This window comes from Pseudomonas sp. Pseusp9 (assembly GCF_059491265.1).
The window spans coordinates 2,332,512-2,353,641 of sequence record NZ_CP168500.1 but is presented as its reverse complement, the minus strand read 5'-3'; the positions used below and the strand labels follow the sequence as shown (position 1 = coordinate 2,353,641).

Sequence of the window (21,130 nt, the reverse complement as noted above, 5' to 3'; positions counted from 1 at the left end):
GCAATTCTCTCGACAATGATCTGGGGTTCAGGCCGGGTTGGGCGCTGTGCGCAAAACGGCTTTGGCATGGCTGAAGGTGCGGAAACCATCAATGCCGTGGTAGGCACCCATGCCGCTTTGGCCGACGCCGCCGAACGGCAAGCCTTCGGTGCTGGCGTGGCTCATCACGCCATTGAGGGTCACGCCCCCGGAACAGGTGCGGCTGAGCACCAGGGTTTCTTCGGCGGCATCGGTGCCGAAGTAATACAGCGCCAGCGGACGCGGCCGGGCGTTGATCCAGGCGATGACCTCGCTGAGGTTTTCGTAGGGCTTGAGCGGCAGCAACGGGCCGAAGATTTCGTCCTGCATCACCTGCAAATCGTCGCCGGGGTTGCGCAGCAAGGTCGGTACGATCTTGTTCAACGGCGATTGGCTGAAATCTTCGGCGGCGGCGTTCAATTCGATCAGCTCGACACCGGCGGCGCGGGCCTCGCTCAGGTAACCCTGCAAGCGTTGGAAATGACGGGCGTTAATGATCGAGGTGTAGTCGGGGTTGTCCCTGAGCGTCGGAAAGAACTTCGCCACCACGGCTTGCGCCACGGCGATGAAGGCATCCATCGACTCCTGCGGGACAAACACATGGTCCGGTGCCACGCACAGCTGGCCGGCGTTGAGCAGCTTGCCGATGACGATTTTGGCTACCGCGTCGTTGAAGTTCGCCGAGCGCGAGATAATCGTCGGCGACTTGCCACCCAGTTCCAGGGTCACCGGCACCAGGTTTTCCGCCGCCGCGCGCAACACATGCTTGCCGATGCTGGTGGCGCCGGTGAACAGCAGATGGTCGAACGGCTGGCCGCAAAACGCCTGGCCGACGTCGGCGCCACCCAAGACCACCGCCACTTCATCTTCGGCGTATACCGAGCGGATCAGCCGCGCAATCAATGCCGAGGTGTGCGGAGTGAATTCCGATGGCTTGATCATCACCCGGTTGCCCGCCGCCAAAGCGCCGGCAAGCCCGCTGAACACCATGTAGCCGGGCACGTTCCAGGCCGTGACAATGCCCACCACACCCAGCGGCTGGTATTGCACCCAGGCTTCACCGGCACGGGCCTGGCGTTGTTCCGGGCGCATCCATTCAGCCAGTTCGGCCTTGGTCTGCTTGAGTGTCGCCAATGGCGACAACACTTCACTGCCCTTGGAGAAACCCGGGCTGCGATGGCCGAAATCGGCGGTCAGGGCGTCGACGATTGCCTGCTCATGATTGAGCAGCAAACCGATGGCCCGGTCGAGCAATTCGCAACGTTCTTCTAAGGAGTAAGGTTCCCGGGCCTCGAAGGCCGCTCGCTGTTTTTCCAGGATCGTGCGGATGTCACAGCTCGTCGAGCTCTCGATGGCGCTCATCACTACCTCTCTTGTCATTGTCGGGACGCGGCCACGGTGGGGCTGCAAGGCACAGGGTCTGGCTGCATGGTTGATCATCGCCGGTGCGGTGCCGCCACCCGGATCAGGTGGGTGGCGATCAGGCGAGAATGCCCATGGCCTTGGCGCTATTGATCGCCTGGGTGCGACGGCATGCGCCGAGCTTGACGTTGATGTTCTTGGCGTGGGTTTTCACGGTGTTTTCCGAGATGAACAAGCGGCTGCCGACTTCGCGAACCGACATGCCCTCGGCCAGCAACTTGAGCACCGACACCTCCCGGGGCGTCAGGTCATCCTGGTAATCCGGCACGCCGCTTATGCGCGCCGGCGAGACCTTGTCGTCGATGGCCGGTTGCTCGCGGGCGGCGATCCTGGCGTTCTGCCGGGCGATCGGTCCTTGGTAACACGCCGGATGGATCTTGCCCCAATGCATGCGCCGCTCGGCTTCGTACAAGTGCCAGCGGGCCTTTTCCGGGTCATGGCTGCGTGAGGCGATTTCCGCTAACAACAGATAGCCGTTGAGCACAAAAGGTGCGCAACAGTCGCGGACCTGCAACAGCCCCGCCTGCACCACCACCTCGGCTTCGCGGGCGTGCCCCTGTTGCAACAGCAACTCACCTTGCGCAAACAGCAGTCGCCCGAGTAACGGGTACGGCTGCGCTGCGTTCACGGCCAGTCGATTGAGCTCGCTGCGCACCAGCGATTGCGCCAGCCCCGTTTGCCCCTCAAGCGTCAGCAGGCGCACCCGGTCGACATTGACCAGCGCTTCCGACTCATGGCTGCCCTGGCGCCGGGCCAGTTCCAGCGAGTGATCCAGCAGCGACCGGGCCTCGACCAGGTCACCGGCCTCCATGGCGATGCGTGCCAGGATGCAATGGCACAACAGCACCGACAGCCAATCCTCGGCCATCAGATGGCCAAGGGCCGCACGACAATGCAGGCGCGCCGAATCGGCATGGCCGCACAGCGCCTGCAAGGTGCCGTACAACGCCTGCCAGTTCGCCAGCAGGCGCTGGTTTCGCCGCGCATCGGGCAACGGCAGAAAATGCCCGAGCCGCGCCAGACATTCGCCGGCTTCGTCCAGCCGTCCACTGAACAACAGCGCCTTGGCACACAGGTAGATCAGGCGCGGGCTGCTGTGCAGCAGCTGTGGTTCGATGCGTTCGCGCCAGTCCATCAGCTTGTTCAAATGCCGCTCGCCGAGGATCCAGCTCAGCCACAAGCGCTCCATGTAGTTGGCCGCCACCTCGGGCTGGTCGGCGGATAACGCCTGCTCGACTGCATCGTCGACGTGCCCCAGCACGCTGAGCAACTGACAGGCGCGCAAACGCAAGCGGTTCAACGGCATGCCGGTCAGTTGCGGCTGTAGCGCCCGGGCCACGGCAGGAAGCAGCCGGAACCAGCCAGGTTGTTGGTCGAGCGGGAACACAAACGCCTGGCAGTGCAGCAGGCTGTTGAATACCCGAGCGCCCTGCCGGCCTTCCCATAACTGTTCGCACAAGTGCGCACTGACCCGGGACAAATGCGCAAGCCCACACAGGACCTCGCGCTGCTCTTCGCTCAGCCGCGACAGCAGTTCACGCTCAAGGTAATGACCGAGCAAGGGTGAGGAACGTGCCGGATCCGGAGAAAGCGACAGGCAAATACCCGCGCACCACCCGCCGGTCTCATGCCAGAGTTGTTCTCTGGCCAGGGCATCGGTGTGCGGTGCCAGTGCATCGATCAGCGACTCGAACTCATCGGGGCGCAGGGCCAGCTGCCGGGTGTCCAGCTCCAGCAACTGCCCCGTCAGCATCAGGCGCGGCAGGTTCCAGTCCGGGCGCTGGCGGCAGGTGACCAGCAGTTGCAGATGAGGGTTGTGCAGAGACAGGAGTTGGTCGAACCAGAGGTTCAAGTCTGCGGGCAATTTTGCCGGGAGGTCGTCGAAGACCAGGCGAAGTCTCAGATTTTCATCGCCTGGAATGGCCTCTTCGCGAGCAGGCTCGCTCCCACAGGGGAGCGCCGTCAACTGTGGGAGCGAGCCTGCTCGCGAAGACGGTATTACAGTCACAGCAAGTCTTGAATCGAGAAACGCCAGTACCGCCTCCGGCGCAGCGTCAGCCGCCAACCCCAATTCACCCGCCAATCCTGAAATGAAGCACTCCAGCGTCTGCTGCTGCCCGCCCAAAGACATCCACACCACTCGCCCCGGCAGCGCAACGCCTTGCAAATACTGCTGCAGCAATGACGTCTTTCCATACCCGGCAGGCGCGCAAAGCAGTTGCAAGCGGCATTGCTTGCCCTCAAGTGCATCGCACAGATGCGGCCGTGGCACCAACATGGCGGACCTCGCTGATGGAAAGTGGACTCCATCATTGAGCCGCACACCCGATTGCGCGCCACCCACATCAGGTGGGTATCGGCAACACAACGCACAACGCCCTGCGGACAGGGCGTTGCTCGAGGCGCGGTGAACGGTCAGCGAATGCCGGCGTTACGCAGGGCCGACGGGGTGAAGTCGGTCATTTTCGCGGTCATGCCATAGGTGGTTGCATGCCTGGACTGGTTAGTCATCGCCAGCACGTTGTAGCGACCGGCGATCAGGTCGTAGATGCCGAGCATGGCGAAGTTCGGCGCCCCGCGTTCGTAATCGTTGACCGCATAACCTTCGGCGACACGCCACAACTGGCCACGGCCGTCGTAATGATCGACTTCGGCCAGTTGCCAGGTGTCTTCGTCGAAGTACAGGTCACGCTTGGCGTAGACGTGGCGCTGGCCCGGCTTCAACGTGGCCTGCACGTGCCACACGCGGTGCAGTTCATAACGGGTCAGGTCCTGGTTGATGTGCCCTAGCTTGATGATGTCGTCATACTTCACCTTCGGCGACTGCAACCTGTAGTTGTTGTACGGGATGTACAACTCCTGCTTGCCGACCAGCTTCCAGTCATAACGATCCGGCGCGCCGTTCATCATGTCGGTGTTGTCGGCGGTGCGCATGCCGTCGGAGCCGTTGCCCGGGCCGTCGTAAGCCACTTGTGGCGCACGGCGCACGCGGCGCTGACCGGCGTTGTAGACCCACGCCAGGCGCGGCTCCTTGACCTGGTCGATGGTCTCGTGGATCAGGATCACGCTGCCGGCCATGCGCGATGGTGCAGTGATTTCCTGTTTGTAGTAGTACAGGACGTTGTCGGCCTGCCCGGCGTCGACGCCTTCCATCAGTTGCGGGAAGGCCAACTTGTCCTCGTACTCGACGATGGAGTAGGAACCGTTGGTTTGCGGAGCCGCCTGGGCCGCTTCGCGCTCCATGTTGCCGCCGCGAAAACGGTTGGTATGGTTCCAGTAGACCTCGACGCCATTTTTGGGAATCGGGAACGGGTAGTAGCGGGTCTGGGTGAAATTCAGCAGGCCGTTGCCATCGGGCGTCAGCTCGGTGGTCACTGCGCTCTTCTTGGCGATGTCATAGATGTTCTGCGGTGCCGCCGCGGTGCGCTGGGTCTTGAACACCGGGATCTTGTAGCTGTCCGGATAGCGCTTGAACATCGCCAGCTGGCCCGGGGTCAGCTTGTCCTTGTACTGCTCGACGTTGGCTGCCGTGATCACGAACTGCGGTTTTTCACCGGCGAACGGGTCGCCCAGAAAACCATTGTCGAGTGCCGCCGCGCCGGGTTTGAGACCACCGGTCCAGGCCGGAATGCTGCCGTTGGCGTTACCCTCTTTCTGTGCGCCCAACGGCGTCAGCGTGGTGCCCAGCTGCGCGGCCTCCTGCGGGGACACGGCGGCCATCACACCACTGGCCAGCAACGACAGACTCAGTGCGCCAGCGCGCAGAATAAAACGTGCGTTCATGTTCAGTTTCCTCTGGCAGGGTTGCATCAGAAATTCACGCCGAAGCTCAGCGCAACGTAGTCGCGGTCGACGTTGGTGTTGAAATCGCCACCGAAGTAGTTGGTGTAATTCAGGCTGGCGGTGTAGGTGTTCTGGTAATCGGCATCGACACCGAGGCTGACGGCCTTGGAGCCTTCCTCGAAGTTCGGGCCGAAACCCTGGACGTCGTGGGACCAGGCAATGCTCGGCGACAGGTTGATGCCGGCGATCACGTTCGGGTAATCGAGCTTGCCGCGCAGGCGATAACCCCAGCTACTGCTGGTGTAGAAGCCATCGTTGTTGCATTCCTGCGCCGGATTGCTGGCATTGGGCAGGCCTGGCGCAGTACCGCGGCAAGTGGCGGCACCGGCGGCACCCGGCAGCTCACCGGAGCCGAAAGCCGGGCTGCGGCCGAAGCGCAGGTCCGTGCCGTCCGCCTTGCCCAGGCCGTTGATCTTGTTGTAGCCCACCTCACCGACCAGGGTCAGGCGACTGGCGCCGAACACTTGATCGAAGAATTGCGTGGCGGTCACCTGCGCCTGGGTCACCGGCATGCGTTTGTAGCCGTTGACCTCGGCACCGAGGTTGCGCCCGGCGAAACCGGTGGTGATCAGCGGCGATGTCGCACTGAAGGTGGCGGCGGACAGCAAGTCAGCCGTGTTCAGTTGCAACGGCATGTTCGGCCGGTAACTGAGTTCACCGCCCAACGAGACGCCCGCAACGTTGGTCTGGAAACTCAGGCCGTACAGGCGAATGTCTTCCGGATAATCGATGAAGTAGCGGGCACTGCGCGCCGAGGCCACGCCGCCGGCCGGGTTGCTCATCTGATTGATGCTCAGGAACGGGCTGCGGCTGTGGTAGTTCATCGCGTAGGCACCGAACTCGGTGTCATTGGCTTGCGGCACATACCAGCGCAGGGCCAGGCCATATTGGCCGCTATTGCGCGCATCGTTGTCGTTCAGGCGCGGAATGAAGGCGTCGTCAGTCCCGGCCGCAATGGCCGCCAGACTACCGGTGTTCTTCGCCACGCCCGGCGGCAAGTCCAGGCCGGCGACCACCAGGCGGTCGTCACAGCCTTGCGCCACGCCGTCACTGCCAAAGAAGGTGCCGCAGTTGTCCACCACCGACTTGTCCCACTGCAGCTGATAAAAGCCTTCGGCGGTGATGTTGTCGGCCAGGCCCTGGGACACATAGAGCAGGTTGACCGGAATCAGGCCTTCCTTGACCTCGGCACCGGGGCGACGCAGGGCGGCGACGTCGATCGGGTTGATGCTGTTGATCGAGTTGCCGATAAAGGTACTCTCGCCCCAGCTCACCACTTGCTTGCCCAGGCGCACGTTGCCGACCTGATCGCCAATCGTGTAGTTGTGGTAGACGAAGCTGTCGAGGAACATCGCCCCGGAAGACTTGGCTGCGCGGTCGCGCCCCGAGTCATCGATGTCATAGAACGGACGGTGCTCGTCCATCAGTTCGAAGTCGTACCAGTATTTGCCGCGCACGAAGGCGCCGCTGTCGCCGTACTTGAGTTCCAGGTCATGCACGCCCTTGAAGATCTTCGAGAAGGTTTCACCCTTCTTGAAATTCAGGCGGTTGTCGTCGGTGGTCCGGGACGCAGACTCGCCGCCAGTGACGCCCTGGGAGTTGAAGTTGGAAATGAACTGTTTGTCTGGATCAGCCGTCGACCAGCTCGCGCCAATCGACAGCGACGAATCGAAATTGCCCTGAATTTCCCCGATGTTGAAATCAACAGCGTGAGCCTGGTTGCTCGCACAAGAGGCAACCATCACAGCTACGGCCAGCAGACTCGGCTGGAAGACTCCGCGCATTGTTTTTGTTGTCATGCGGTTTCTCCGGTTAAGGATTAAGTGTTGGAGAGCCCATGCTAGTGGGGCTGGGGCGCGTTCCTCACACCCGAACGGGTGATTTGAAACGGTGTTGGTCGCCATATTTCACGCGGTGTAACGACCCGCTGTGGGCCGGTCGTTACGCTCGGTGACATTCACCCGGTAAAGCTCGGTGCACGCTTGTCGATAAAGGCCGCCACGGCTTCGCGGTGGTCGGCGGTCTGGTGCGACAACACCTGGAAAGTCGCGGACATTTCCAGCAGCGTGTCGAGTCGGGTGTGCAAGGCTTCGCGCAACAAGCGCTTGGCCAGGCGCACCGCGTGGGGTGGGTTGGCGGCAATGGCGCTGGCCATTTCCCGTGCCGTATCCAGCAATTGTTCGGCGGGTACGACCCGGGACACCAGGTTCCATTGCTCCGCCTGGCGGGCGTCGATCATTTGCCCGGTCAGCGTCAGCTCGGTGGCACGGGACAGGCCGATGATCCGTGGCAACAGCCAGGCGCCACCGTCCCCCGGAATGATCCCCAGCTTGACGAAGCTCTCGGCAAACTTCGCCTGCTCGGAGGCCACGCGGATGTCGCACATGCACGCCAGATCCAGCCCCGCGCCAATGGCCGCGCCGTTGACCGCGGCGATCACCGGTACTTCCAGATTGAACAGCGCCAGGGGCAGGCGCTGGATGCCGGTGCGATATTCCTGGCGCAATTGCATGCCCGACATCTGCGCATAGCGGTCCATGTCGCGCACATTGCCACCGGAGCAAAACGCCGTGCCGGCGCCCGTGATGATCACGGTGCGAACACTGCTGTCGCGCTCGATACATTCGATGGCTTCAAGGAATTCGGGCACGGCGCTGTTGCCGGTCAGCGGGTTGCGTCGCTCGGGGTCATTCATCGTCAGGGTGACGACATGACCTTGCTGTTCGTACTTCAAAAACTGGCTCATGGGAGATCCTCAGGCCGATGGAGATGGAGTGACGTGACGCACGAATTCGCTGGCGGTGACGTTCGGCTGTGTCAGCAACGCCTGGCCGACAATCCCGTTCCAGTAGCTTTCCGAGCCTTCACTGACGCGCCACTCGTGCAAGCGTCGAGTGAACAGTTGCAAGTCCAGTTCTTCGGTCACGCCGATGGCGCCGAACAGTGCATGGGCCGTGGCGGTCACTTGCGACACGGCCATACTGGTGCGGGCCTTGGCGATGGCAGTGGCCATTCGGTCCGGCACCTGGCGCCCGGCGCAAAACGCCAGTTCCGCGGCGATGCGCGAAGCGGCAACCTGCTCCGCCATCACGCTGAGCTGGTGTTGCACCGCCTGAAACTTGCCGATGGCCTTGCCGAACTGGACACGGTCGTTGCAGTACTCCAGCGTCATGCCGATCACGGTTTCCATGGCCCCGGCGATGGCGGCGGCGTGGATCGCGGCATGAAACAGCCGAACCTCTTCACCGTTGTGTCCAATGGCCGGCCCCAGGGTCTCTGGCGGCCAATACAAGGTGGCGCACTGACTGGCGTGAACACCGACGGGCTGGCGACGGGCCAGGCTGCAATCGAGCAACAGCAACTGACCTTCCAGATTCACCAGGGCAAAGTCGGCCAGCAGGCCGAAGGCCATGCGCGGGACGCATAACGTGCCGTCGATCTCGCTATAGGCCGTACCACTGAGAGTGACCATTCCAGCGGGTGGTGTGATCGTGCATGTACGCATCAGTGCGCGGGCGGCGATGCTCTGCGCCGCTGGCACCGGCAAGGCGTGGCGACCGAATGCAACGAAAATCGGCAACAGGGCATCCAGGCCCAGCCCGGCGCCGTCGGCCGCTTCCGGCGTCAGCAACTCCAGAAAGCCGCTGTCTTCCAGGGCGCTCCACAACGCCGGTGCGCCTTCGCCGCTTTCCACCGCCCGGACCAGGGCCGGCGTGCACAGGTCAGTCAGAATTTTTTCAATGGTTTCAGTGAACATGAACACTTTCCTATTCGATGCGCATCAGCGCAGGCCAAGGCCTCGGGCGATCATGCCGCGCAGGATTTCCCGGGTGCCGCCGCGCAACGAGAATGTCGGCGCGACCTGATTGAGGTACGCCACGGTGCTGTACAGCGCCTCATCGACGGGCACATCCGGATCGGCGCTGATCGCCGCAGCAATCGCCGCCGGGATCGCCTGCTCGAATTCGGTGCCGATGTCCTTGACCAGCGCGGCTTCCACCACCGGGCTTTCGCCCCGGGCGAGCAACGCCGTCAGTGCCAGCGAAAGGTTGCGCAGGCAGGTGAGTTGGCTGAGGAAACTGCCGAGCAAGGCGGTCTCCTGGGCAGTGGCACCCTTGCGCCGCAACGTATCGGCCCACAGGTCGAGCAGCACGATGCTGGAGTAGAAACGCTCCGGCCCGCTGCGTTCGAACGCCAGTTCGGCGTTGACCTGCTTCCAGCCGCTGCCCTCCTCGCCCACCAGCGCGTCTGCGCCGAGCAAGACGTCGTCGAAGGCCACTTCGGAGAAATGCGCATCACCTGCCAGATCGACAATGGGACGCACGCTGACGCCGGGCTGCCTGAGATCGATGATGAATTGCGACAGGCCATTGTGCCGGTCCTCGGGCGAACCGCTGGTGCGCACCAGGGCGATCATGTAGTCGGCGTGGTGGGCGTTGGTGGTCCAGATCTTGCGCCCGCTCAGGCGCCAGCCCTCAGGGCAACGGTTGGCGCGGCTGCGCACGCTGGCCAGGTCCGAACCGGAGTTCGGTTCGCTCATGCCGATGCAGAAAAACGCCTGGCCTGCGCAGATTCGCGGCAGGAAAAAATCCTTCTGCGCATCGCTGCCGAACTTCAGGATCAACGGCCCGCTCTGCCGTTCGGCGATCCAGTGCGCCGCCACCGGGGCACCGGCCGACAGCAGTTCCTCGACCAGCACGAAGCGACTGAACGCATCCAGTCCTGCGCCGCCGTAAGCGGCCGGCAAGGTCAGCCCGACCCAGCCGCGCTGCGCCAGTCGGCGGCTGAAGACGGCGTCAAAACCGGTCCAGCTGCGCGCGCGCACAGCCGGCGAAACCCTCGGCAGATGCTCGGCCAGAAAGGCTTTGACCTCGGCACGAAAGGCCTCGGCGTGTGGCGGCAGCGCAGTCAGGCGGAAGGCGTCGAGCAAGCCGCTCACTGGGCACCTCCACTGACTTTGCCGTACAGCGTCACCACGCAGGCACCGCCCAGTCCGAGGTTGTGGGCCATGGCCAGGCGCGCACCTTCGACCTGCCGCTGCTCGGCGTTACCACGCAATTGCCGGGTCAGCTCGTAGCACTGCGCCAAACCGGTCGCGCCCAATGGATGGCCCTTGGAGAGCAGGCCACCGGACGGATTGATGACGATTTGCCCACCGTAGGTGTTGTCGCCGTCCATCACGAACTTCTCGGCACCACCCTCGGGGCAGAAACCCAAGGATTCGTAACAGATCACTTCGTTCTGGGCGAAGCAGTCATGCAGTTCGCAAACATCGATGTCCTGCGGGCCAACGCCAGCCTTCTCGTAGACCTGGCCCACGGCGGCGTGGGTCATGTGGGTGCCGACCCAGTCGAGCATCGACGGTTTTTCGAAATTGAAGGACTCCGGCGTATCGGTGGTCATCGCTTGGGCGACGATTTCCACGTCGCGGCGCAGGCCATGCTTTTTCGCAAAACGCTCGGACACCAGGATGGCCGCGGCACCGCCACAGGTCGGCGGGCAGGCCATCAGACGCGTCATCACACCGGGCAGAATGACCGGGTCGTTCATCACGTCTTCGACGCTGAGCACCTTGCGAAACAGCGCCAGCGGATTGTTGGCTGCATGACGGCTGGCCTTGGCGCGCACAGCGGCAAAGGTTTCCATTTTCGTGCCGTATTTGTGCATGTACTCGCGCCCGGCACCGCCGAAAGTCCGGATGGCCTGGGGCATGCCGTCCATGTCGGCGGTCAGGCCACGCAGGATCGGCAGAAAGCGTTCACGGGTTGGCGGGCGGTCGTCCCAGTGGGACTTCAACGCACCGCCCTGCATCTGCTCGAAGCCCACCGCCAGTACGCAATCGGCCGAGCCGGATTCGATGGCCTTGCGCGCCAGGTACAGCGCGGTGGAGCCGGTCGAGCAGTTGTTGTTGACGTTGACCACCGGGATCCCGGTCATGCCCACTTCGTACAACACGGTCTGGCCGCTGGTGGAGTCGCCGTAGACATAACCGGCATACGCCTCCTGCACCAGGCGGTAATCGATGCCCCCATCGGCCAGGGCCAGACGCACGGCCTCGGCCCCCATCTGCACGTAGGTCGGGCTGTCGCTGGGCTTGCGAAACGGGATCATGCCGACGCCGGCAACCAGTACTTTTTCGCTCATGGTGTCACCTGAAAATGAGGGGGAAGGATCACAACTGGCGCGCGATCAGTTCGCGCAGCACTTCGCTGGTGCCACCAAAGATGCGCGTGACGCGCATGTCGACGAAGGCGCGGGCAATCGGGTACTCGAGCATGTAGCCGTAGCCGCCGTGCAGCTGGACCATGTCGTCGATGCATTGGCAAAGCGTCTCGGTGGCGAACAGCTTGGCGATGGCCGACTCCTGCACGGTCAGGCGCCGGCGCATGTGTTCGGCGATGTAATGGTCGATGGTCAGGCGCACGGCGGTGGCCTTGGCCTTGATGTCGGCGAGTTTGAATTTGGTGTTCTGGAAGTCCCAGACGGTCTGGTTGAAGGCCTTGCGGTCCTTCACGTACTCGACGGTCTGCTCCAGCAGGCGTTCGAGTTTCGCGGCGCTGTACAGGGCGATCACCAGGCGTTCTTGCGGCAACTCTTCCATCAAGTGCATGAAGCCTTTGTTTTCTTCACCGAGCAGGTTGCCCACCGGCACGCGCACCTCGTCGAAGAACAGCTCGGCGGTATCGGCCGCGTGCTGGCCGACCTTCTCCAGCTTTCGCCCACGACGGAAACCTTCGCGATTGCACTCGACCATGATCAGGCTGCAACCCTTGGCCCCGGCGCCCGGATCGGTCTTGCACACCACAACGACCATGTCGCAGGTCAGGCCGTTGCTGATGAAGGTCTTGCTGCCGTTGATCACCCACTCGTCACCGTCGCGCACGGCGGTGGTGCGGATCGCCTTGAGGTCGGAGCCGGTGCCCGGTTCGGTCATGGCCACCGCCAGTACGGTTTCACCCGAACAGATTTTCGGCAGCCACTGCTGCTTCTGCTCTTCGGTGCCCAGGCGCACGATGTACGGCGCGACGATGTCCGAATGCACACCCAGGCTCCAGCCCGAGACACCGGCGCGGTACAGCTCTTCGATCAGCACCGCCGAGTGGCCGAAGTCACCGCCGCCACCGCCGTACTCGGTCGGTACGGTCAGGCACAACAGGTTGTGGCGCCCGGCCTTGAGCCAGGTTTCCCGGTCGACCTGCCCGGCCTCGTCCCACTGCGCCTGCTTGGGCAGGCATTCACGCTCGAAGAAACGCCGCGCGGTTTCACGCAGCATTTCGTGGTCTTCACGGTAGACGGTACGGTTGATGTGCATCGGGATCTCCAGTGGGTTGCCAGGCGGGCATGCGCCTGGTTCGTGAGTCCACTGTATTGATGCGGGTGGGTGGTGAAGCCACCCGGATCGGGTAGCGAATTGCGGGGGTTGAAAAGCTGATTTCACGCAATGGAATACCGCCCCCTGTGGGAGCGAGCCTGCTCGCGAAAGCGGTGGACCAGTCAACATCAACGCTGGCTGTCATGACGCCTTCGCGAGCAGGCTCGCTCCCACAGGGGATATGTGGTGTGGTTACTTGCGCAACTCGCGCTTGAGGACTTTGCCGGCGGCCGACAGTGGCAGTTCATCGCGGAACTCCACGCTTTTTGGGCACTTGTAGCCGGCGATGAATTCGCGGCAGTGCAGGCGCAGTTGCCCTTCATCGACCTGGGCACCGGGCTTGCGCACCACCACCGCATGTACCGCCTCGCCCCATTGCTCGTGTGGGACGCCGATCACCGCACACAGCGCCACCGCCGGGTGCCGGGCAAGGACGTTCTCGACCTCCGCCGAGTAAACGTTTTCCCCGCCACTGACGATCATGTCCTTCAAGCGATCAACGATGAACAGATAACCCCGCTCGTCCATCCACGCGGCATCGCCGGTGAACAACCAGCCGTCGCGCAATGCCTTGGCGGTTTCCTCGGGCTTGTTCCAGTAGCCCTGCATGATGTTCGGCCCGCGCACGATGATCTCGCCCACCGTGCCCCGCGCAACCTCCCGGCCCTGCGGGTCGACGATCTTCACGTTGACGCCCAGGCCGCCACGTCCCACCGATCGCGATAACCCGCTGAGGCGCGCTTCGGGCGTGTGGTTGCATGGCAGGTTGCTGGACACCACCGGACAGGCCTCGGTCAGCCCGTAGGAATGTGAGAGTTCGATGTCCGGCAGTTTCGCCAGCACTTGCTCGACCATGTCCCCGGCGCTGGGCGATGCACCGTAGGTCAGGCGTTTGAGGCTGCCGAGGTCGTGGCGCTCGAAATCCGGATGGGCCAACAGGGCAAGGATCATCGTTGGCACCAGCAGCGTCTCGGTGACCCGTTCGCGCTCGATGATCTGCAATGTCTGCAGTGGATCGAAGCCCGCCACCAGCACATGGCTTTCACCGGCCAGGAACTGAACCAGGGCGCGGGCCAGGCCGGCGACATGGAACAGTGGCGCGACATGCAACAACAGGCCACCGCGGATCGGCGGCATGTCCACCATGCGCGGCACGCACGCCGACCACAGGTTCAGGTGCGACTGCATCACGCCCTTGGGAAACCCTGTAGTGCCGCCGGTGTACATGATGCAGGCGAGGTCTTCACCACCACGCCCGGCATCCTCGACCGGCGCGGCCTGGGCAATCAATTGCTCGAAACCCAACATGCCGGCCGGCACCGCACCGTCCCCTGCATAAATCAGCAACGGCACGCGACGGGCCCTGACACAGATGCCTTCGGCCAGCGCCGCGAAGTGTTCGTCGACGATGAGAATGCCGGTACTGCAATCGTCCAGCGAATAGACAATCTCCGGCACGCTCCAGCGCGCGTTCACCGGGTTGAGCACCCCTCCGCCCCACCACACGCCCATGATGTATTCCAGGTAGCGGTCGCTGTTGAGCGCGAGCATGCCGACCCGATCACCCGCCGCCATGCCGAGCGCCTGCAAGGCACCCGCCAGGCGGGCCACACGCTCGCCAAACTCGCGGTAGGTGTGGCGGCGTTCACCGAAGAGGGTCGCGATGTGTTCCGGGTCCTGTTGCAACGTACGTTGCAGGCATTGAGTCATGTACATGCGGTCAGCTCACGCCCCGATCCGTGCCGCGCCAGAACGGCTCGCGCAGATCGCGCTTGAGCACCTTGCCCGCACCGGACAATGGCAAGGCTGTACGGAACTCCACGGTTTTCGGGGTCTTGTAGCCGGCAATCTGGCGACGACAATGTTCGATGAGCTGGGCGCTGGCCACATCGCTGTCCGGCTTGAGCACCACCACCGCATGCACCGCTTCGCCCCACTGTGCGCAAGGAATGCCGATCACCGCGCAGGCGGCAACGGCCGGGTGACTGGCGATGGCGCTTTCCACTTCGCCGGAATACACGTTCTCGCCACCGCTGACGATCATGTCCTTGAAACGGTCGACAATGTAGATAAAGCCATCCGCGTCCATGTAGGCGCCGTCGCCGGTGTGCATCCAGCCGCCGCGCAGGGCCTTGGCGGTTTCCTCGGGCTTGTTCCAGTAGCCGAGCATGATGTTCGGGCCACGCACGACCACTTCACCGACGGTGCCGCAGGGCACTTCGTTGTCATTTTCATCGACGATGCGCACAGTGACGCCCAGCCCCGGTCGCCCGGCCGAGCGCAGGCGACCGTTGGCGATGCCTTCGGCACTGTGGTTTTCCGGACCGTTGGCAGTTATGGGTGGCGCCGCTTCGGTCATGCCGTAGCCCTGGGTGAACTCGACATTCGGCAAGGCTTTCAGCGCCAGTTCCAGCAAGGGCACGGCAATCGGCGAGGCGCCATAAGTGAGGCTGCGCAGGCAACTCAGGTCATGTCCGGCGAAATCGGGATGCATGATCAGCGCCGCAAGCATGGTCGGCACGATCAGGATGTCGGTGATGCGCTCGCGCTCGATGGTGCGCATCACGTCCTGGGCATCGAAGCCCGGGACGAAAATGCTCGGCAAGCCCAGCAAGGAAATCAGGATGACCCGCGACAACGCCGCCAGGTGGAACATCGGCGCGATGTGCAGGGTCAGGGCGTCCGCCGGCACCGGCACATCGGCCGCACGGGCCACGGCAGCGCTCCACAGGTTCATGTGCGATTGCATCACGCCCTTGGGCTGGCCGGTGGTGCCGCCGGTGTACATGATGCTCGCCAGATCGTCACCGCCGCGAAACGCGTCGTCCACCGGCTCGGCGTCACGAATCAGTTGCTCATAGGACAGCATGCCTTGCGGCAATGGCCCGTCGCCGATGTGAATCAGCAGCGGCCGCACCTTGGCGCTGCTGGCGATGTCTTCGGCCATGGCCAGAAAGGTGTCGTCGATCAGCAGGATGCGCGTGTCGCAGTCGTCCAGGGAGTAGACGATTTCCGGCACGCTCCAGCGAATGTTCACCGGGTTGACCACACCGCCGCCCCACCAGGTCGCCAGGAAATACTCAAGGAAGCGGTCAGAGTTCAGGCCCAGCAAGCCGACCCGGTCGCCAGTCCGCATCCCCAGTTGCTGCAAGGCCCCGGCCAGCCGCGCCACCCGGTCGGCCAGTTCGGCATAGGTGCGGCGGCGCTCGCGAAAGACCGTCGCCACGGCTTGGGGACGTTGCTGTAGCATGCGGTGCAGGCCTTGGGTCAGATACATGGGGTTCTCCTGTGAATTATTGTTGTCAGGTCAGGACGAAGTCGGCGCTTGGCCGATGTGTCAGGTGCCGGTGTATTTCGGTGAGCGCTGCTCGACCTGGGCCATGCGCCCTTCGGCGTGATCTTCGCTGTCGCGCAGCAGGCCCCAGTGCAGATGGGCCTGGGTGACGAAATCCCGGGGGGCGAGGTGGGCGGTCTGCAAGGCCAGGCGCTTGATCGACTGCACCGCCAGCGGGCCGTTGGCAGCGATGCGCTCGGCCAGATCCAGCGCCGCTGGCAGCAGACGGTCCTGGGGCAGCAGCTCTATGACCAGACCGACATTCAAGGCTTGCTGCGCGCTGATCGATTCGCCGGTCAGGGCCATTTTCATCGCGTGTACCGTTGGAATGGCGCGCAGCAGGTACTGCACGCCACCGGCCGCCGGAATGGTCGCATCGCGCACTTCGGGCAATCCGAACGTCGCATTGGCCGAGGCGATGCGCAGATCGCATTGCAGTGCCAGCTCCAGACCGCCCCCCAGGCAGGCACCGTTGATAGCGGCAATCACCGGTTTCCAGATGTCCAGGTCGCTGAGGTCGAACAGCCGGCTGTAGCCGCCCTCCTCGGCTTCGGTCTCGCGGCTTTTGAGGGTGCCGGCGACAAAACCGGAGGCCGCCAGCAACGATTCCTTGTGGCTTGCACCGCTGCAAAACCCGCGCTCACCGGCACCGGTCAGGACGATGACCCGCACCTGCTCGTCATCCTGGCAGGCACCCAGGGTCTTGCGCAGGTGCATCAGATCGCTGACGGACAACGCGTTGTTCGACTGTTGCGCATCGAGCGTGATGAGTGCCACGTGATCGATGATCTTGAACTGAATGGCCATGGACGAGCTCCTGCGCTGCGCCGATCTTTATGTAGTTGTTCGAGGCGAACGCGCTCAGGCGCGCAATCCCAGACCCAGTTCACGCAAGCGCTCGATGGCCGCCGTGTCGAAACCCCAGTCGCGCAGTGCGTCGCCGCCGTGCTCACCACGCTCGGGGGCCGGTTGCGGTTGCGCCGATGGCGTGCCCAGGAAACGCGGCGCCGGGACCGGTTGCACCACCCCGTCGACCTCGATGAAGCTGCCACGGGCAACGCCGTGGGGGTGCCTTGCCGCTTCGGCGAGGCCAAGCACCGGCGCAACGCAGGCATCGCTGCCGTCGAAGGCTTCTACCCATTGCTGGCGGGTACGGCCGAGGAACGCGGCGGTGAATGCCTCTCGCAACCGCGGCCAGCCAGCCCGGTCGTGCTGATTGGGCAGGTCTGCGGTGGAGAGTCCGAGAATTTCCAGCATCTGCGCGTAGAAGCGCGATTCAATCGGCCCGATTGCCATGTGCTGGCCGTCACGGGTTTCGTAGGTGTCATACCAGGGCGCGCCGCCATCGAGCAGGTTGCTGCCGCGCTGTTCTTTCCAGTGCCCACCGGCCAGCAGACCCCAGATCGCCGAACCCAGCTGCGCCGCCCCCTCGGTCATGGCCGCGTCGACCACCTGCCCGGCACCACCGCGCTGCACGTTGACCAGCGCCGCAAGCACGCCCATCGCCAGCAGCATGCCGCCACCGCCGTAGTCGCCCACCAGGTTCAGCGGCGGCACCGGACGACCACCGGCCGGGCCGATGCTCGACAACACGCCCGACAAGGCGATGTAGTTCAGGTCATGCCCGGCGCGGTCGGCCATCGGACCGGTCTGGCCCCAACCGGTCATCCGTGCGTAGACCAGCCGTGGATTGCGCTTGAGCACGTCGTCAGGGCCAAGGCCCAGACGTTCCATGGTGCCGGGGCGAAATCCTTCGATCAGTACGTCGGCACGTTCGATCAGTTCCAGCGCAGCGGCGACACTGTCCGGGCGCTTCAAGTCGAGGGTGACCGAACGACGATTGCGCCCGGTGATATCGGCACGCTTGCCTTCCAGCTTCGGCCCCAGGTCAGCGGCCTTCTGCGGGCGGTCGATGCGCACCACGTCGGCGCCCATGTCGGCCAACAGCATGGTGCCAAACGGCGCCGGCCCGATTGCCTCAAACTCCACCACCCGAATGCCGCTCAGTACGCCCATCGCCAACGCTCCACTGTTCTGACGGAGCGCCGCAGCACTCCTATTCTTGTGCCTTCCAGTAGAGCAATCCGTTGATCGGCGACCACCACCCACATCGGGTGGTGGCCGCCAAAGACAGGCTCATGCCGCCCATGGTCTGGGTTACACTCGATGAGATTCGACGCACTCACAAAACAAAAAAGAATCGGACCGCCCCATGGATAAACACCGCAAGTCCAATGCATCGGACACCCATGCCAGCCAGGCCTTCAATCCGGTTCAGTCCCCTATCGTCAGCACCAAACTGATTCCGCCGCGCAGCGCCGGACGCCTGATTTCCCGCGAACGCCTGCAGGAGCAAATGCTCAAGGCCCGCCGCCTGCGCTGCATCGTACTCAAGGGTCCGGCCGGTTGCGGCAAGACCTCGACCCTGATCGCCTGGCGCCAGGCGCTGTTGCCATTGGGGTTCGACGTGGCGTGGCTGACGCTGTCGGCGGATGACAACGAACTGACGCGTTTTCTTGACTATCTGCTGGCGAGCCTCGGCCAGATCGACCCACAGCTCGTGCACGAAGCGATTCAACTGGAAGGCCGTGGTATCGACAGCGAAGCCGTGGAGCGCACGATCATCACCCTGGTGCGCAGCATTGCCAGCCGCGGGCGTGAACTGGTGCTGGTGCTCGATGACCTGCACCACCTGACCGACGTGGGCATTCACCAGGCCCTGCAATGGCTGATTGATTACGCTCCGGCCAACCTGCACCTCGCGCTGGTGTCGCGCAGTGCCGTGCCGTTATCCCTGGCGCGCTTGCGCAGCCAGGAGCTGGTGCTGGAATTGAACCTGCGCGACTTGCGCTTCACACCCGCCGAATCCGAGCAGTTTCTCAAGACCCAACTGGGCGACGTCAGCGCCGGCGACGCCCGGCAGATGCATGAGCTGACCGACGGCTGGGTGGCCGGGCTGCAACTGCTGGCAGTCAGTCGCAAGAAGAATCGTTCGGCTGTCACGGCCACCGATCAGGCACAAGTGCGCGACGATCAGGCGTTCGCGAAGTTTTTCGAAGTCGAGGTGCTGTCTCACCTGACACCGACAGATCTGGACCTGATGCTGCTCATGGCCGTCTGCAACCGTTTCTGTGCATCCCTGTGCGCCGCCCTCAGCGGCAATCCGCAAGCGGTCGGCTCGGCCAGCACGATGTTGGCCCGCCTGGAGCGCGACAACCTGTTCCTGATCCCGGTGGACAGTGCCGGGCGCGAAACCTGGTATCGCTTGCACCCATTGCTGCGCGAGACATTGCTCAAGTATTTCGACTCGCGCAGCAGGACCGAACAACAGGCGGTGCACGCGCGTGCCTGGGTCTGGTTTCACGACCACCAATACCTGGACGAAGCGGTTCACCATGCCGTCATGGCAGGCGACCCCGATGCCGCGGCCGACCTGGTGGAGCAGCACGCCGAAGCCTTGTACGCCCATGGCGACTTGCGCATGTTGATCGAACTGGTCCGGCTGCTGCCGTTCGAGCAAGTCCAGGCGCGGGTCAAATTGCGTATTCTCAAGACCCGGATGCAGCTCTATGCGCGGGATTTCGCGGCCTGCGCCCAAAGCCTCGATCAACTGTTCAGGGACGTTCCCGAAAGCGACGTCCATGACCGCTTCATGATCGCACTGCTGCGGGCCTCACTGGCCCTGCAACGCGACGACACCGACGCGGCGATGACCGTACTGCCGCAACTGCTCGACCCGCCCGCGGGCAGCAACGCCGTTGCCATTGGCTCGTGCCTGAATATCCTGTCCTGGCTCTACATGCACCGCGGTGACTACGAACGGGCCCGTCAGGTGCAACTTGACCGCCCTGCCTTGCTGATCAATGGCGAACCGCTTCTGGGCACCACGGCGGGCAGCCTGCAGGGTCGTTGCCTGGTCGGGTTGAGTCACGCCCTGGAAGGCCAGATGAAGCTGGCCGAACGGGTTTATCGCGATGTGCTGCATGAAGCCGCCCAGTGCGGCAAAGCCGGCACCGACGCAACGTACCTCGCCACCGCCCTGCTGGGTGAGGTGCTCTACGAAACCAATGACCTGGACGCCGCGTTCAAACTGCTGGCGGGTTGGGTCGATATTCTTGAGCGGATTTCGATTCCGGACTCGGTCCTGCGCGTTCTTCAGGTGCTGTGGAAGGTCCAGTGGCTGGCCGGCAACCGTCAGGAAGCGTTCGCCTTCATCGACCGACTCGACGAGTACGCGATCAAGCTTGGCCTGGATCGCTTGCAGACCTACTGCCTGACCTGGCAGGTGTACTGGAATACTTTGCTCGGCGAGACAGCCATCGCTCAGGCCAAACTGGCCCGGCTGGAGACTATCGACGCCCGTCACCGCGACTCCGGGCCCAGCGCATTCAAGGAAATCAACATCCTCACCGAGAACGTGCGGGCCCGTTGGCAAATTCACCAGGGTGACCTCGACGGTGCGCTGCAACGCATTGACCGACTGATCGAAACCTGTGACCTGCAACGTCGGCATTTGGCCACAGTGCGCCTGATAGTCCTCAGTGCCGTGATCGAGTCCCGCCGTGGCAACCTGGAGTCTTCGCGTACCAGGGTCATGGAAGCGCTGCGTCGCGGCCAACGTTTGGGCATGCTGCGTACCCTGCTCGATGCCCACCCCGATGCACTGGATCTGATTTGCGATATTGCCGGCAAGGAAGAAAACCTCGACCCGGTGCTTGCGTTTTATGTCGAGCGCCTGCAAGCGGCGCAGGTCTCGACACTCGCCGTCCCTACGGGCAAACCTTCGCCAACCGCGACAGGCAAACCGCTCGCCACTGGCATCGAGCCGTTGAGCGAACGGGAAATCGAAGTCGTGCGCCTGTTGGCCCAGGCCCTGCCCAACAAGAAAATCGCCCGCGCCCTGGGGCTGTCCCCGGAAACCGTGAAATGGCACCTGAGCCATATCTACAGCAAGCTCGGCGTCAGCAGCCGCGATGAAGCGGTGGCGCGGGTGCGGGATCTGGAATCGCAAAGCGATGCGGGCCACTGAAGACAAACCGCCCCCCTGTAGGAGCGAGCTTGCTCGCGAAAAACGTCAAGACGACGTGGGCATTCAGACAACCCGCGTCATCGTTACCCACCATCGCGAGCAGGCTCGCTCC

Annotated in this window: 13 protein-coding genes and 1 pseudogene; 1 reads left to right on the top strand and 13 read right to left on the bottom strand. The window is 63.5% G+C overall.

Annotation, left to right across the window (positions count from 1 at the left end):
* Window positions 1-27: 27 nt before the first annotated feature.
* The 13 genes and pseudogenes from ACEN8E_RS10635 to ACEN8E_RS10575 all read right to left on the bottom strand — a co-directional run bounded on the left by ACEN8E_RS10635 (window position 28) and on the right by ACEN8E_RS10575 (window position 18,005).
* Window positions 28-1,380, bottom strand: a complete 1,353-nt coding sequence (locus ACEN8E_RS10635; RefSeq protein ID WP_495592559.1) for a coniferyl aldehyde dehydrogenase — start codon at window positions 1,378-1,380, stop codon at window positions 28-30.
* Window positions 1,381-1,498: 118 nt separating this feature from the next.
* Window positions 1,499-3,718: a LuxR C-terminal-related transcriptional regulator gene (locus ACEN8E_RS10630; RefSeq protein ID WP_495592558.1), complete on the bottom strand. Its 2,220-nt coding sequence runs from the start codon at window positions 3,716-3,718 to the stop codon at window positions 1,499-1,501.
* 137 nt (window positions 3,719-3,855) lie between these two features.
* Entirely contained in the window at window positions 3,856-5,223 is a 1,368-nt protein-coding gene (locus ACEN8E_RS10625) for a DUF1329 domain-containing protein (protein ID WP_495592557.1), read from the bottom strand.
* 26 nt (window positions 5,224-5,249) lie between these two features.
* Window positions 5,250-7,082 carry a DUF1302 domain-containing protein gene (locus ACEN8E_RS10620; RefSeq protein WP_495592556.1) on the bottom strand — a complete coding sequence of 611 codons (1,833 nt, stop codon included), beginning with the start codon at window positions 7,080-7,082 and terminating at the stop codon, window positions 5,250-5,252.
* Between the two features lie 158 nt (window positions 7,083-7,240).
* A complete protein-coding gene (locus ACEN8E_RS10615) occupies window positions 7,241-8,029 on the bottom strand; it encodes a crotonase/enoyl-CoA hydratase family protein (protein ID WP_495592555.1) in 789 nt (262 codons plus the stop codon).
* Between the two features lie 9 nt (window positions 8,030-8,038).
* A complete protein-coding gene (locus ACEN8E_RS10610; RefSeq protein WP_495592554.1) occupies window positions 8,039-9,040 on the bottom strand; it encodes an acyl-CoA dehydrogenase family protein in 1,002 nt (333 codons plus the stop codon).
* Between the two features lie 24 nt (window positions 9,041-9,064).
* On the bottom strand, window positions 9,065-10,222 hold the full coding sequence (locus ACEN8E_RS10605) for an acyl-CoA dehydrogenase family protein (RefSeq protein ID WP_495592553.1): 1,158 nt from the start codon (window positions 10,220-10,222) through the stop codon (window positions 9,065-9,067).
* The gene (locus ACEN8E_RS10600) at window positions 10,219-11,427 is read right to left on the bottom strand and encodes a lipid-transfer protein (protein ID WP_495592552.1); all 1,209 of its coding nucleotides are present in this window, start codon (window positions 11,425-11,427) and stop codon (window positions 10,219-10,221) included. The genes ACEN8E_RS10605 and ACEN8E_RS10600 overlap by 4 nt, the downstream gene beginning before the upstream one ends.
* Before the next feature lie 28 nt (window positions 11,428-11,455).
* Window positions 11,456-12,595 (bottom strand): acyl-CoA dehydrogenase family protein, encoded by a 1,140-nt coding sequence (locus ACEN8E_RS10595; RefSeq protein WP_495592551.1) that lies wholly within the window; start codon window positions 12,593-12,595, stop codon window positions 11,456-11,458.
* Between the two features lie 252 nt (window positions 12,596-12,847).
* Window positions 12,848-14,371 (bottom strand): acyl-CoA synthetase, encoded by a 1,524-nt coding sequence (locus ACEN8E_RS10590; protein WP_495592550.1) that lies wholly within the window; start codon window positions 14,369-14,371, stop codon window positions 12,848-12,850.
* Between the two features lie 4 nt (window positions 14,372-14,375).
* Window positions 14,376-15,935, bottom strand: a pseudogene (locus tag ACEN8E_RS10585) (acyl-CoA synthetase); the annotation flags it as partial.
* Window positions 15,936-15,992: 57 nt separating this feature from the next.
* A complete protein-coding gene (locus ACEN8E_RS10580; RefSeq protein ID WP_495592549.1) occupies window positions 15,993-16,796 on the bottom strand; it encodes an enoyl-CoA hydratase/isomerase family protein in 804 nt (267 codons plus the stop codon).
* A gap of 54 nt (window positions 16,797-16,850) precedes the next feature.
* The gene (locus ACEN8E_RS10575) at window positions 16,851-18,005 is read right to left on the bottom strand and encodes a CaiB/BaiF CoA transferase family protein (protein ID WP_495592548.1); all 1,155 of its coding nucleotides are present in this window, start codon (window positions 18,003-18,005) and stop codon (window positions 16,851-16,853) included.
* Window positions 18,006-18,201: 196 nt separating this feature from the next.
* Between ACEN8E_RS10575 and ACEN8E_RS10570 the strand changes: the two genes are divergently transcribed.
* Complete coding sequence (locus ACEN8E_RS10570) at window positions 18,202-21,018, top strand: winged helix-turn-helix domain-containing protein (protein WP_495592547.1); 2,817 nt, start codon at window positions 18,202-18,204, stop codon at window positions 21,016-21,018.
* Window positions 21,019-21,130 lie beyond the last annotated feature (112 nt).